Origin of the sequence: Candidatus Caldatribacterium saccharofermentans, assembly GCF_050267035.1 — a bacterium.
GTDB classification, from domain to species: domain Bacteria; phylum Atribacterota; class Atribacteria; order Atribacterales; family Caldatribacteriaceae; genus Caldatribacterium; species Caldatribacterium saccharofermentans.
Genome location: NZ_CP187957.1, coordinates 1561973 through 1575376 on the forward strand (window position 1 = coordinate 1561973; position 13404 = coordinate 1575376).

Below are 13404 nucleotides of genomic sequence, written 5' to 3' on the forward strand. Positions count from 1 at the left end.
CTGTGGCTTTTGCCCAACTCACCCCAGTCACCTGGGGGGATTTCCTGAAGTCCCTGAACGGTATCCTTGAGACTTCGCTCTCGCTTCCTCCGGGGAAAAGGTCGGCCGATCCGGTTGTGCGCCTTGAGGCGGTGAAGACCATCCTCCAGGCGCTCTCCTACGATGACCTTCTGTCCTTTGTGGATACCCGGGGTGTGGTCTTTCGAGACATCGGGGATATCGGTGATGAAGACCGGCGCTGGCTTTTTCTGGCAGCATCTTTAGAACCACCCCTCATCCGGGGGGATATCTCCGGCAATGTCTTCCCAAAAAGGGTCCTGAGTACTCAGGAATTCACCATCATAAAGGAAACCCTGAAGAAATACGCCCGGGGGGATATCCGCTTTGAGCGCCGCAAAAGTATCCACCCCAACCTTGAGCTTGTGGTGAAGAAGTGGGGATTTTCTCCCCTTTCTCGGCAGACCGCCGGGCAACCGGTGGGCTCCTCTTTGGGGGTTTCCGGTGGGATGTTTCTCCTGCAGGTCGGTGCTTACGGAGAGAAAGAGCGGGCTCAGAGGGTGGCCGGGTGGCTCAAGGAACTCGGGTATTCCGCGAGTGTCGTCGAGGAAGGGGGGCTCTTCAAGGTTCGGGTTGGACCGTATAAAAAAGAGGAGCTTGCTGCTTTTCGGGCTCGCCTGGAGAAGCAGGGTTTTCCCTCGTATCCCGTGGCTTTAGGGGGAACCGGAAAGAGAGAGGAAGCCCTTCCTCCCGGACCCTTCTTTACCCTGGCTCTCATCTTTGACCCGCTTGATGCGCCATTCCGTCTCAGGGTTGCCCTGGCGAAGGACCAGGTGATGGACCGGGAAAAAACGAGCGACATTGCCCGGCGCCATGGGGCTCTCTTTGCCATGAACGCGAGTTTCTTTGCTGAAAACGGCGACCCCATAGGACTGCTCATGGTTGATGGGCGTATTCTCTCCGAACCCCAGAAAGGGTGGTACTCGGCAGGTTTTACCACGGAGAATCACCTCGTGATTGGGGAGACCCGTCTTGAGTGCAGGGCCATCGGGGAGGGAGGCGAGGTGGCGATTCAGGGCATCAACCGCCTGAACAACGGGGATGAGGTGACCTTCTACGACTTTTTCTTCGGTAATGAAACCCCTCCCCAGGAGGGGGTTGAGGTCATCGTTCGGGGTGGCGTGGTGCAGGAAATCCGCCTTGATGGGAAGGGGAAAACCCCTATCCCCCGGGATGGTTTCATTCTCCTTGGCCGGGGCCAGGGAGCGCAGAGGCTCCGCGAGGCTTTCCGGCTCGGCGACCGCGTGCGGGTGCGGATGACCCTCTTTTCTTCACCAGAACAGCTTGAGGAGTGGCGGAAAGTCCGGTATGCCGTGAGTGGAGGCCCGCTCCTTTTCTTCGAAGGGCAACCCGGGCCTTTTGGAGATTTCAATCCTGATATTGTGGCCAAACGACACCCCCGCACGGTGGTGGGGAACCTCGAGGATGGACGTGTGCTCTTTCTCATTGTCGATGGGAGGCGACCGGGCCACAGTGTGGGGATGACGATTGAGGAGCTCGTTGAGGAACTGAAGACGTACCGGATGAGATCTGCCCTGAATCTCGATGGTGGGGGGTCGACGACCTTCTACCTTGAGGGGAAAATCCTGAACCTTCCCTCAGACCTTCTGGGAGAACGCAAGGTTGCGTCGGCTATTCTGCTCTGTCCATGATTCGCGTTGGTGTCTGCGGTTTCCCAAGGAAGCGGGCTGAGCTCTTCCAGCACCTCGATGTGGTGGAAGTCCAGAAAACCTTTTACAACCTCGTTCCCCCAGAAAGTCTTGTCCGCCTTCGAGAGGAAGCTCCGCCGTCTTTCGTGTTCACCATGAAGGCTTTCCAGGGCATCACCCATCCGGCTTCCTCCCCCACGTACCGGCGCACCCGGCTTCCTTCGGGTTTTCGTCCCGAAAACCTGGGGTTCTTCCAGGACACCGAAGAGGTGGCAACGTGTGCTCGCTTCACCTTTGAAGAGGCGGTGGCCCTGCAGGCGAAGGTGATCGTCTTCCAGTGTCCTCCCTCGTTCACTCCAACTCCGGAGCACCGGAGGAACCTGGTTCGGTTCTTTGAGCGTTTCCCCCGAAAAGAGGTGCTCCTTGCCTGGGAACCCCGGGGGAAGTGGCGAAAAGAGGACATCCGGGTCATCTGCCAGGAGCTTGATCTCGTCCACGTTGTGGACCCTTTTGGGGATTCCCCCCAGTGGGGGGAGGTCGTGTACTTCCGCCTGCACGGCAGGGGGTCCTACCGGTACTGCTACAGCGACGAGGAGCTTCGTTTCCTTGCGAAGCTCCTCAAAGCATCCTCAAAAGACGCCTTCTGTCTTTTCAACAACATCCCGATGTTTGAGAACGCCTTAAGCCTCAGAGCAATGCTTTCGCTCTCTCCCGGAGACTCTTCCGGAGAATCTTGAGAAGGTCCCTGGGGGAGGAGAGGACGAAATCCGGGTGCATCGTGAGCACCCGTTCACGCTCCAGCGCTCCCCAGAGGGCCAGAGCAAAAGGTACCCCTGCAAGGCGAGCCGCAGTGATATCGTACACGCTATCTCCAAGAAAGAGCGCTTCTTGAGGAGCGACAGAGAGCTTCTCGCAAGCCAAAAGCAGGGGATCCGGATACGGTTTGGGACGGGGAGCGTCCTCGGCGCAGATGATGACCCTGAAGAAGTTATTGAGCCCCAGGTGGTCGAACTGGTAGCTCATCTCTGAGCGTACTTTTGCTGTAACGATCGCCATGGGAATGTCCGCTTCTTTGAGCGTTTCAAGGACCTCCCGCATCCCTGGGAAAAGCTGCACCCTAGGCATTGCTTCCCTGATGAGGTCCTGCCACCGCTTGACGAAGTCCTGAGATTTGTCCTCGGGGATACCGAGCTTTCGCACCGTTTCCGGGCTTGGAATGCCCAGGGTGAACACGAAGTACTCTTCTGGTTTTTCCTCTCCGGTGAACTCCTTATAGGCCCTCTGTATGGCCTCAAGGAGGAGAGGATTGGTATCGGTGATGGTTCCGTCTATGTCGAAAATAACGGCCCTCGTCATGGTTTCACGCTCCGGATTTTTCGACTTCCTTTGATTATACCAGGAGTGTCAAGGGAGTAAGGAACCTCAGAACCGGGTATCACAGGGTCTTGGAGAAGCCATCCCAGAGGCAGGTCTTCCGGGATGGCTGGGGCTTATTCTTCGAAAAGCTTCCGGTACTTACCGTATCCTTCTTTCTCCAGGTCCTCTTTGGGGATGAACCGCAGGGCGGCGGAATTGATGCAGTAGCGTTTCCCGGTGGGTGGGGGTCCATCGTCGAAAACATGCCCCAGGTGGGAGTCGGCATGGCGGCTTCGGACTTCGATGCGCACCATAAAGTGGCTGCGGTCTTCCACCTCGACGATATTGCCCGGTTCAAGCGGCCGGGTGAAGCTCGGCCATCCGGTCCCGGAGTCGAACTTGTCCAGGGAACTGAAGAGGGGCTCTCCAGAGACGATGTCCACGTAAATGCCTTCGCGTTTGTTGTTCCAGTACTCGTTCTGGAATGGTGGTTCGGTGGCGTTTTCCTGGGTGACCCGGAATTGCAGAGGGGTGAGCTTCTGGCGCAGGACTTCCGGAGAGGGTTTCTGGAAGTTCTCCCAGGGTTTCTGCCAGTATTTCTTTCGGAACTCCTCTCGGCCAGAGTGGGAACGGTAGAATTCATACTGCAGCGGGCACTTCTTGGCGTAGTCCTGGTGGTACTCTTCGGCCCGGTAGAAGGTGGAGGCGGGGAGAATCTCGGTAACAATCGGTTTTTCGAACCTCCCCGAGTGTTCTAAGGCTACCTTTGAGTGCTCTGCTGCGATGCGCTGGGATTCGCTGTGGTAGAAAATGGCGGTGCGGTACTGAGGACCCCGGTCGACGAACTGCCCTCCCGGATCGGTGGGGTCGATGTTCTTCCAGAAGGCCTCGAGGAGCTCTTCGTAGGTGACCTTTTCCGGGTCATAGGTTACCTGGACGGCCTCGAAGTGGCCAGTTTTCCCAGAACACACTTCCTCATACGTGGGGTTTTCGGTGTGTCCCCCGGTGTACCCGGAGACGACCTCAACCACCCCGGGGATGTGCTCGAAAACACTCTCCATGCACCAGAAACATCCACCGGCGAAGGTGGCCTTTTCAAGGTTTTCCTGGGCGAAAGCGGCCTGGACCCTGAAAAGGAAAAGGGACAACGTCACAGCGACAAAAAGGATGTTGCTCATCTCCATCACCTCTTCGCCCTGAAAGGGGTTTTACCTTCTTTTTATTCCTTCCTTGCTGCAACCTGTTTTTTCCTTTTGGGTGGGTTCGTGTTCATTCGGGGGTGTCGCTGGGGGTCACTCACTGCTTGCAGGAGTAGGGGGGAGTTCTTCCATGAACGGGAAACATCCTGTGGAGGACAGAGAAATCTCGAGTTAGCGCCCTGTGAGCGTATACCGGGTCGCCCGACCGGGAATGCTCCCGAACTTCTCACCAGTACAGGGGTCACTCTGCTTTCTTCCAGGTCTGCTGTTTAAGCCCGAGCCCAGGCAGGCTCCAGGGCTTTGGTTTCCTTCTGGCTATAACAGCAGTCCTACAAGCCCCTGCGGTGCCGGTGAGACTCTTGGTGACGCTCCGGGGGACGCTGGAGGAGATGCCTCAGGGGACGCTTCTGGCAGGGCTTCGGGTTGTGGGTTCTGGGGTCCGCATCCTGCAAGAAGGAACGCGAAGGTGGCAAAGAGCATGGTAACGATGCAGAGCACCAGGGTGTTCCTCTTTCGCATGCTCTTCCTCTCCCTCCTTTCGGGGAATATTGTAGCACTTCCTGGGCCGGATATGGGTCGGGTTTTTTGATTTTTGCCTTCCGGGGGAGTATAATGAGTGCATCACCTGCAAAGGAGGGGAAAGCATGCGTCGAAAGTGGTTCCTTTTCCTTGTGTTGCCTGTTCTTCTCTGTGTGGTTCTCGTGGGCTGTGGGGGGACTCCGGGGCCTTCTCCAGGACCTGCCCCGACCTCGACACCGGGAACGGCCGCTCCGAGCATCACCATTGTTCGTGAAGGTTCGCCGGTTACCGGAAGAATCCTCCAGAGTGGTGATCCGGTTCGTTTCTCCCAGAATGTTTACTTCCAGGGGACTGCCCCAAGCAGTGCGGTGATCAAGGTCTACCGCGATGGTACCGTGATCGGCCAGACCTCGGCTTTGCCAAGCGGGGAGTTCGCCTGGACGTGGAATTCCGGGACCACCGAGGGTACCTATAACCTCTCGTTCACCGCTACCCAGGGGAGTTTACCGGAGAGCAGCAGGACTCCCTTCACCATCGTCGTCGATGGGACCGGGCCCTACCTCCATTCGCTCTCGGCAAAGGCCGATGCTCCTTTGGGCAATGCCCCGACTATTGTGGTGTACTTCAATGAGGAGATTGTGGTTGGGGATATGAATGTTTTTACGTTGCCTGCGGTCTGGGATGTTATCTGCCTCATCTGTCCTGGAGGGAGTACTTTCAACGTCACCCAGGTGGCCCTCAGTGCAGATCGGAAGAGCGTTACGCTCACTGGAAACTGGATGACCGACCGCCTGATCGCCGGTGACCAGATTCAGGTGTTCTTCGCCTACACCCCGCTCATGGGGGTGACTGACAAAGCCGGCAATCCGTTCAACGCTGCCTTGAACGTGGCGACTGGAGTGGTCACTCCATAGCCTGGTGCTCCCCCGGCTCAGAGCCTTTTGCCCTGAGCCGGGGTCTTTTTGTCCCTTGGAGGGGGGAGTATACATGGGGAGAATGTGGTTTTTGATCGTGGCTTTGGCGTTTTTTGCCCTTTCTGGTTGTGAAAACGGCGGTGTTCCGCTTTCCACGCCCTCACTTGAGCCACCGTCCATCACCGAAGTGCATCCTACCTGTGGTGCACCGGGAGAGACGGTGGTCATCAAGGGGACTGGCTTTGGCGATACCCAGGGAGGGAGTGTGGTGACCTTCAACGGTGTCCCTGCTGAGGTCCTTTCGTGGTCCAGTACCCGGATCACCGTCCTCGTTCCTGCGACCACCACCGGGGATATCGTGGTCACCGTAAACGGAGTCTCCAGTAACGGTGTCAGGTTTACCGTTCCTTGCGGGGCGGCGATAGGGGAACAGTTCTCTTTCTAAGCAGTGCGTGTCCTGGCTACAGGCGTGTCGCTATTGGCCCGGGACGGTTGTGCCCGGGCTTTTTGAGAGTGGACCTCGCCGTCCAGGTTGTGATCTCAGGCTGCGGTACCTCTCATCAGGGTCGACCGATACGTGTTTCTCCTCTGTCTTCACTCCGGGCTGTTTCGCCTTTCGGATCACCATCCTGGGCTCCCCGGGGTGAGAAGGTCAAGGCATCTCAATGAGCAGGGTTGAGGGGAAAGCTGGAGGTGGGTACACTGTGCGGTGTTTCGCACTTTCTCTGGTTATGGTTTTCTCCCTTTGTGTGGTTTCTCTGGCCCGGGAAGTCATTCTCCCCGTTCCTTTCATCACCCAGCACAAGGACACCTGGATGCTGTGCCTTGATGGGTGCAGCGAAGGAGGTTCCGGAGCTTGGGACGGTCCTCAGCTCTCTGAGGAACTTTCGGAGCACAGTCAACACTATTGCGTCTTTGCTTCTCTGGCGATGATTACCCGATACTTTGGCGGGGACTTGAGCCAGGATCGGATTGCCTATGAGGTTTATGGTGGTCATGAGCCTGAGGGCGACCTCGGCCACTCGCTGGGTGTCCCCGGGAGTCGGGTTGCTGAACTGCTTCAGTGGGCTCTTGGTGCGTCCAACCCTCCTCTGGTCCTTGATGTCTCATCCAACACGGCAGGATTTTTTGGCACTTTTCAAGGGTATATTGACCAGGGAAGGCCCTTTATCCTTGCAGTTCCTGAAGGCAAAAATCTGTTGCTCCTGCAACGGCGGGTAGACCATGCCGTTGTTGTCGTTGGTTATGACGATGACCCGAGAGATCCCGCTCTTATAGTGCACGATCCGGCTTTTTGCCCTCTCAATCTCTTCGGCGTGGAGCTTGGCCTTGGGGAGAACGCTCGCTGGTCTCTGCGGAGTCTTCCCACAGGCGAGGAAATGTTCTGGGCAGGATATGCCATTGTGCCACCTTTAGAAGGGCAGTACTCTCCCTGTAAGGATGAGTACGACCTTGGTCGGGACATTGAGCGTTCTTCTGGTGTTCTCCCGGGACGTGACTCTGATGGGGATGGCGTCATTGATTTTGACGAAGTGAAGCGTTTCCACACCAACCCCCGGAACCCCGATAGTGACGGTGATGGGGTATCGGACCTTTACGAGATTAGGGCGTACATCTTTGACGAAAAGGGAGATTACCGGCCGAGGGATGCCGATTGCGACCATGATGGGAGGCGAAAGGAACTCGATGTCAACAATGACGGCGATTGTTATTGTGATGGAGAGGAGGATACCAACTTTAACGGCCGGAGGGACCCTGGAGAGCGTTCGAACTTTGAGTTCGATGTGGAGTGCCGGTGGTGTGGAAGGGAAGGCGCCACGATACAGGTGACCGCCGGGGGTCACGTGATAAGGGACCGGTACCATGGCCCTGTCGAGATCCTCGAGGTTGCCACTGGCAAGGGGGAGAGAGTTCTCCAGGGAACGGCAACGCTTGACTTCTCTCGGGAATATTCTTCTTCCTTTCCTGGTCGGATTACAGGAATAACCCCTGCACCACCCTTTGTCTTTCGAATTTCCGGGATCAGGGAAGAGACGCCAGAAGGGAGAGAATTCCTCCGCTTCAAGCGAACATTTGAGGGGAATCCACTTGCCGTAGTGGTTCTGGATGTTCACGGGAGAAGCACACCCGTCCCTGACCCCGGAATCATCGGTGCTCCCACGGTGTTCTATGCGTATTCGCCGCAGGCAATGCTGACCGGTTCTCCTTCCGCCTTTCCACAGTGGATTGGGGACATGGAAGAAATCATCTTTGATCCTGTAACCCGGGAAGTGTGGCTGAGGGTCCCGGTGGCTGTAGACAGTCTCCACGCTGCCATTTCGAACAGCCGGTCCTTTCAGGAAACCGTAAGGAAGGGGAGAAATCCTGTGGCGATCAGCGTTGTGGTGGATTTTTCCGTAGAGCTTGAGAGAGGAACGCAACAGGAGTGATGGACTTTCGGTATCTGCAGGGTGTTGACGTCGCTTTGTTCCCGAGTCCCCGAAACAATCGACCCTGTCGGGAGAGCGATCAGGGAGATAGAGTATGACGAGACCCCTTTGACCATTCCGTTCATCCACAAGCTCTTCCTGGGGCCGCGGGGGAAATTGCGTGAGGACGCTGTAGACATGTTCTGCTCTTTCTCCTACAATACTCCAAACACCTCGAAAAGGAGGGGAAAGAGGTACAATGCGCTGGAAGTTCCCGGTTCTCTTTCTCGTGCTTGTCATCGGTATTTCCCCCAGTCTTCCCGGGAGAGCCGAAGAGTGGAAGACCCACACCATCGCTCAGCTTACCCTGGAGCTTCCGGAGGGGTGGTTCCGGGTTTTCGGAGAAAGACCTGGTGACCCGGGAGGGTTCATCCGTCCCCTCTGGGAGGGAGAGCCTCCGGAAGGAGAACAAATCTTCCAGAGTGCCGATATCCTTGTGGTCCTGAGCGGAGAATACGCTGCCGGCCCGATCGAAGAATTGAAGCAGAGCGGCACCCCCTTCACCGAGGAACCCATCACCATCGGAGGTGTCACCACCTCCCTCTACCGGGCCGAATTCATGGGGAAAGAAGCCTTCATGGTGTTCCTGGAAGGATCAAAGCTCGGATTCGGGCTTTTCCTTAAGAAGGGCAGCCCCGAAGCCCGAAGGATTCTTGAGAGCATCACCATCGGCGCCTTTCCCTATCCCCTCCGCAGGCTCCTCGGGCAGGAAGTGCTCGATTCCCCCCAGGGGGTGGCCTGTGATTTGGAGGGGCGAGTGTATGTGGCCAACCACAGCCGCCACCAGGTGGTGGTCTTTGGGGCGGACGGAACGCTGCTTTTCACCTTTGGAGAAGAGGGAATGGAGCCGGGGAAACTCTTCTACCCTGCAGGGATTGCCCTTGACCCGGAGGGGTATATCTACGTGACCGATAGTATGAATCGCATCCAGAAGTTCGACCGGAAGGGAAACTTCCTGGGAGTTTTCGGCAAAGCCGAGCTCCAAAAACCTGAGGGCATCGCCGTCGACCGGGAAGGAAACGTCTACGTGGTGGAAGTTGGGGCTTCCCGGGTGACCAAATTGGACCGGGAGGGGAAAGTGCTTTACTCTTTTGGCGATGGAGAACTGACCCTCCAGGACCTGGTCTTCACCGGTATCGCCATCGGGAAAGACGGAGAGGTGCTGGTGAGCGATCCGGGGAGTCACCGTGTTGCGGTTTTTGATCCTTCCGGGAAATTCCTGCGGTCCATCGAGCGAGTCCCCCGGGTTCGGGGAATCTCCCTGCAAACTGACTTCACCAAAGAAAGGCCTTACTTTACCCCGGCGGGTATCGCCGTGGACCACCGGGGAGACATTTATGTAGCCGATAATCATTCCGGTTTCCTCCTTCACTTTGATGCCGGGGGGAATCTCCAGGAAGCCTGGGGTACCCTCGAGGACCACCAGTTCCCTTTTCCGGTGAAAACCACGGGCAGTATCGCCGGAGTGGCCTGTAGCCCCGGCATGATCTATGCGGCCCGAAAAGTCACCCCTTATGCGCTTTTTGGCTTTGCCAATCCTTCCCCGGTGCCCTTTCTGGTGAGTGAGATCCGGGCGCTCCCTCTGGAGACTCCCCCTCCCTCACCGGGAACTCTTGTTGCAGAGGAAACCCCACCGATGCCTTCGCCTTCTCCATCACCGGGAATCGTTCTTCCAGAGGAAACATCACCAGTACCTTCTCTCCCACCGGGAACCGCTCTTGCCGGGGAAGCATCACAGCCTCCCTCCCCCCTACCCGAAATCGTTCCTCCGGAGGAGACACCACAAGAACCACCAGCACTCGCTACCACCCCTCCGGAAAGCCCTGTGCCTTCGCCAGTTCCCTCTCCTCATCTCTTGCCAGGAACCGTTATCCCGGAAGCACCACCGACACCTCCGGAAACTGTGGTGGCCTCAATCCCCACCGCAGAAACTCTGGAAAAATCCCTTCCCACAGCCACTCCCGCGGAAACCAAACCCCCGGAATTTGCGCTTCGCATTGAGCCGGAGCCGGCAGAGCTTGAAACCGGAAAACCCTTGCGGTTTTCGGCCATCCTTTCTCCCCCACCACCGAATCCAGTCCGCTATGTATGGAACTTCGGGGACGGAACCCAGCCCCTCGCAAGCGACGGTGCTACCGTGGAACACCGCTTTATCCAAGCAGGGCAGTTCACCCTCACCGTGAAGGCCTTCGATACCGTCACGAAAGAGATGCTGGCCATGGAGAGAATTCCCCTCAAGCTCAAAAGCCCTGGCCCACGACTTCTCACCCACCGGGAGTATTACCCCAGTGGAAAGGTGAAACTGGAGTACACCTATTACCTCGATAACCAGGGCCGCCGGGTGAAACACGGCACCGAAACCGCCTTCTACGAGAATGGCCAGAAAAAGTTTGAGGGCACCTACGAGCACGGCAAAAAAGAAGGTGTGTGGGTCTCTTTCTACGATAACGGTGTGGTGGGCCAGAGGGGCACCTACCGGGATGGACTCCGGGAAGGCCTCTTCACCCTTTACTACCGCAACGGCACCAAGGAATCCGAGGGGCCGTACCGCCGGGATAAACGGGAAGGGAAATGGGTGAAGTGGCTCCCCGACGGGCGGAAGTTCGCCGAGATGGAATACCGCCAGGGGGAAATCGTTCCCCAGAGTTACCGGGAATTCTGAGGAGGGAAAACCATGAGGACGTTCCTGGTCTTGTTCATTCTCGTCGGTTTGGGTTTCCTGGCGTTCCCCCAGAACCTCTGGGGGAACACCTTCACTGACTGGCCGGAGCTCACCCTTCGACCGGAAGATATCCTGGAAGTGACCTTCACCTTTCCCCTTGATGCTTCTTCGCTGCGGGAAGACACCGTGTGGGTGAGTGAGCATGAAAGTGGAGAGATACCCCTTGCGGTGAGGGTCACCGTTACCGGAGAGGACCCCCGGAAACTCCAGGTTTTCCCCCTGGAAGAAAGGTGGCCGGCAGGGAAAACGTACTACCTCTTTCTGGGAAGCGGTTTGCGCTCCCAGGAAGGGGTGCCGCTTGGAAAGCCGGTTCGGCTGTCTTTCCGCGTTCTTGCCCCGGAGGGCGCCGAACCCCCTGCGGCCAGTGAACCCGCACCGTCTCATGTTGCCACCGGGCCCGGTGAGGTCCTCCAGGCTGCCGCAAAAGCACTCGATGCGCTTGACTTTGCTGCCCTCCGGGAACTTCTATCTTCGGACCTCCGGCAATCCCTGGAGGGGGACCCCGCCGTTTCTGAAGAGGAGGTCCGGAAAGTCGCCCGAGCGCTCCGTGAGGCTCGGGAGGTGGAGGTATCTTCTGATGAGGCTTTCTATGAGATGACTGTGGACGGGGTGACCTATCCCATCACCCTCAAAAGGGAGGGGGAAGAATGGAAAATCGAGCGATTCTGATTCTCGGTCTTTTGTCCTTCGTGCTCTTTCTCTCCCCGGTGGGCTGGGGGTACGATGACGCCATGGGAGAGGCCCACCAGGCCATCAACCGCGCCGCCATTGAGTACTTTGAAAAGACCTTTTTCCGGGAAGACGGTAAAGACCCCTACCTCAGATTCGCCTCTTTCAACGAAGAGCGCTGGAAGGGCATCGACTGGGGACCGGAGGACGGTACCCGCAACCTCTTCCCGCGCATCGAGGTGGCTCGGGAGAAGACCATCCGGGAATGGCTCATCGGAGGCGGTTTTTCCGCCGACGAACCTGAAGGGCCCATGGCTCTTCTTCACTTCTATGACCCGACGAACTCTGAACGGCCTTACCTCACCGACCAGCAGTTCCTGGTGCGGCTCATACGTTTCCTTGGGGGAACCACCTTTGACAACCCGCAGCGGGATGCCGTCACCTGGACTTTTCGAACCCGCCCTGAGGATACCATGGAGTTTTTGGGACTCTTCGATCAGGAGTACGGCTGGCTCCAGGCCAAAGAGTACTTGAAGAAAGCCATTGAGAGTAAGGACCCCAAAGACCTCTACGGCAAGGCCTGGCGGGCAGTAGGAGAAGTGATGCATATGGTGGCGGATATGACCGTTCCGGCCCATGTGCGGAACGACGGCCATGCGGCCATTCTTGGGGATCCCGACCCCTACGAGCGTGGCACTTCCGGCGACCACCTCCGTGAGGCCCTGGAGAGAGGGCGTCCGGCGAACCTTAAATACTTCCGCTTCGATGCCGAAGCGCTCATGAAAGATGTCGCCTCCTACACCAACGCCAACTTTTTCTCCCAGGACACCATCCCCGGACGGTACACCTTACCGTCCTTAGAGAAGCTTGAGGACGGCAGGGACGGGTACCTGTACTCCACCACCACCGACGGACACCGCTACCGGGCCCTGGCAAAGGGAGGGTTTCTGGACCGGTGGTGGCGGAGACGCCGTTACGCCATCGACCGTCGGGTGGTCGAGGACCAGCAATCCATTCTCCTCCCCACTGCGGTCCGGGCCTGCGCCGGGGTGCTCTACGCCTTTTTGCCCCGCTTTGACGTCAAAGCCTCGGTAGCGCCGGTAGCGGGGAAAGAGGGGGTTTTTGAAGTGGTGGGGGAAATCACGCATCACCTCAACTTCCAGTGGCAGGAGAGGTTCACAATCCGCAACGGGGTTTTCGTGGTGGTGGAGCGGGGAAAGGAGAAAACCCGTATTCCGGTGAAGAACTTCCTGAGACAGGACCTGAACTCTTTCAGCGTTGAAGTGGAGGCCGAAGAAGACGATGCCATCTTCGTGGAGTACGATTGCGGAGGGTATGTGATCCGCAGCCCCCAGGAAGACCCAAGCGGCACCTACCGGGGGGAAATCCTCTTTGCCGATCCGAACCTGGAGAAGCTGGGCCTTCGAAATTACCGGGTTCCCTTCACCCTCACCCTCACCCCGGACGGAAAGGCCACCATGACCTACAAGCACGAAGGTTCCCTGGAGATCCCCCTTGGGGAGGGACAAAGCATCCGCTACCGTTTCGCAAGTGAAGCAGAACTCGAGGGAACCTGGAAGGGAAGTGCAGTGTCCATGACCGGAGAGGAGCGGGGATGGATGGAAGTTGTGCCGCCTTCGATGCCGCCTGAGCTTACCCGGGAACTGCAGGACATCGCTCCCGGCCTGGGAACGCCCCAGCGGGTGGAAAGTAGCGGAAAAGTCTCCATAGAAGCGCAAGTCCGCGGTGATACGGTGGAAGGAAAGCGTATCCTGGAAGGGTATCCTACCCCGCAGCCCTTCAGCGGGAAGAAGGAGAAAAACCCATGAATGAGAAACGGTGGGATACCAC

General features: G+C 57.6%; 11 protein-coding genes. 9 read left to right on the top strand and 2 right to left on the bottom strand.

What is annotated here, in order from left to right; genetic code table 11:
• Positions 1–2 precede the first annotated feature (2 nt).
• Together ACPT9Q_RS07935 and ACPT9Q_RS07940 are read left to right on the top strand one after the other, a co-directional pair.
• Positions 3–1709 (top strand): phosphodiester glycosidase family protein, encoded by a 1707-nt coding sequence (locus ACPT9Q_RS07935; RefSeq protein WP_427365511.1) that lies wholly within the window; start codon positions 3–5, stop codon positions 1707–1709.
• Positions 1706–2443 (top strand): DUF72 domain-containing protein, encoded by a 738-nt coding sequence (locus ACPT9Q_RS07940; protein WP_427365512.1) that lies wholly within the window; start codon positions 1706–1708, stop codon positions 2441–2443. The genes ACPT9Q_RS07935 and ACPT9Q_RS07940 overlap by 4 nt, the downstream gene beginning before the upstream one ends.
• Here the strand turns inward: ACPT9Q_RS07940 and ACPT9Q_RS07945 are convergent.
• Together ACPT9Q_RS07945 and msrB are read right to left on the bottom strand one after the other, a co-directional pair.
• The gene (locus ACPT9Q_RS07945) at positions 2394–3062 is read right to left on the bottom strand and encodes an HAD family hydrolase (protein ID WP_427365513.1); all 669 of its coding nucleotides are present in this window, start codon (positions 3060–3062) and stop codon (positions 2394–2396) included. The two genes, ACPT9Q_RS07940 and ACPT9Q_RS07945, sit on opposite strands and share 50 nt — an antisense overlap.
• 134 nt (positions 3063–3196) lie before the next feature.
• Positions 3197–4123, bottom strand: a complete 927-nt coding sequence (gene msrB / locus ACPT9Q_RS07950) for a peptide-methionine (R)-S-oxide reductase MsrB (RefSeq protein ID WP_427366742.1) — start codon at positions 4121–4123, stop codon at positions 3197–3199.
• 604 nt (positions 4124–4727) lie between these two features.
• Here msrB and ACPT9Q_RS07955 point away from each other — a divergent pair.
• The 7 genes from ACPT9Q_RS07955 to ACPT9Q_RS07985 all read left to right on the top strand — a co-directional run bounded on the left by ACPT9Q_RS07955 (position 4728) and on the right by ACPT9Q_RS07985 (position 13382).
• Positions 4728–4850, top strand: coding sequence for a hypothetical protein (locus ACPT9Q_RS07955; protein ID WP_427365514.1), 123 nt, complete (start codon positions 4728–4730; stop codon positions 4848–4850).
• Positions 4851–4905: 55 nt separating this feature from the next.
• Positions 4906–5694: a hypothetical protein gene (locus ACPT9Q_RS07960; RefSeq protein WP_427365515.1), complete on the top strand. Its 789-nt coding sequence runs from the start codon at positions 4906–4908 to the stop codon at positions 5692–5694.
• Positions 5695–5767: 73 nt separating this feature from the next.
• Entirely contained in the window at positions 5768–6139 is a 372-nt protein-coding gene (locus ACPT9Q_RS07965) for an IPT/TIG domain-containing protein (RefSeq protein ID WP_427365516.1), read from the top strand.
• A 220-nt stretch (positions 6140–6359) separates the two neighbouring features.
• Entirely contained in the window at positions 6360–8123 is a 1764-nt protein-coding gene (locus ACPT9Q_RS07970; RefSeq protein WP_427365517.1) for a C39 family peptidase, read from the top strand.
• A gap of 238 nt (positions 8124–8361) precedes the next feature.
• Entirely contained in the window at positions 8362–10824 is a 2463-nt protein-coding gene (locus ACPT9Q_RS07975; RefSeq protein WP_427365518.1) for a PKD domain-containing protein, read from the top strand.
• A 12-nt stretch (positions 10825–10836) separates the two neighbouring features.
• Positions 10837–11553: a DUF2950 family protein gene (locus tag ACPT9Q_RS07980; protein ID WP_427365519.1), complete on the top strand. Its 717-nt coding sequence runs from the start codon at positions 10837–10839 to the stop codon at positions 11551–11553.
• The gene (locus tag ACPT9Q_RS07985) at positions 11532–13382 is read left to right on the top strand and encodes a hypothetical protein (RefSeq protein ID WP_427365520.1); all 1851 of its coding nucleotides are present in this window, start codon (positions 11532–11534) and stop codon (positions 13380–13382) included. The genes ACPT9Q_RS07980 and ACPT9Q_RS07985 overlap by 22 nt, the downstream gene beginning before the upstream one ends.
• The last annotated feature ends 22 nt before the right edge of the window (positions 13383–13404 follow it).

Coding starts and splice junctions, on each gene's coding strand:
- ACPT9Q_RS07940 (WP_427365512.1), top strand. CDS start 1,706: ATGATTCGCGTTGGTGTCTGCGGTTTCCCAAGGAAGCGGGCTGAGCTC.
- ACPT9Q_RS07945 (WP_427365513.1), bottom strand. CDS start 3,062: ATGACGAGGGCCGTTATTTTCGACATAGACGGAACCATCACCGATACC.
- msrB (WP_427366742.1), bottom strand. CDS start 4,123: ATGGAGAGTGTTTTCGAGCACATCCCCGGGGTGGTTGAGGTCGTCTCC.
- ACPT9Q_RS07960 (WP_427365515.1), top strand. CDS start 4,906: ATGCGTCGAAAGTGGTTCCTTTTCCTTGTGTTGCCTGTTCTTCTCTGT.
- ACPT9Q_RS07965 (WP_427365516.1), top strand. CDS start 5,768: ATGGGGAGAATGTGGTTTTTGATCGTGGCTTTGGCGTTTTTTGCCCTT.
- ACPT9Q_RS07970 (WP_427365517.1), top strand. CDS start 6,360: ATGAGCAGGGTTGAGGGGAAAGCTGGAGGTGGGTACACTGTGCGGTGT.
- ACPT9Q_RS07975 (WP_427365518.1), top strand. CDS start 8,362: ATGCGCTGGAAGTTCCCGGTTCTCTTTCTCGTGCTTGTCATCGGTATT.
- ACPT9Q_RS07980 (WP_427365519.1), top strand. CDS start 10,837: ATGAGGACGTTCCTGGTCTTGTTCATTCTCGTCGGTTTGGGTTTCCTG.
- ACPT9Q_RS07985 (WP_427365520.1), top strand. CDS start 11,532: ATGGAAAATCGAGCGATTCTGATTCTCGGTCTTTTGTCCTTCGTGCTC.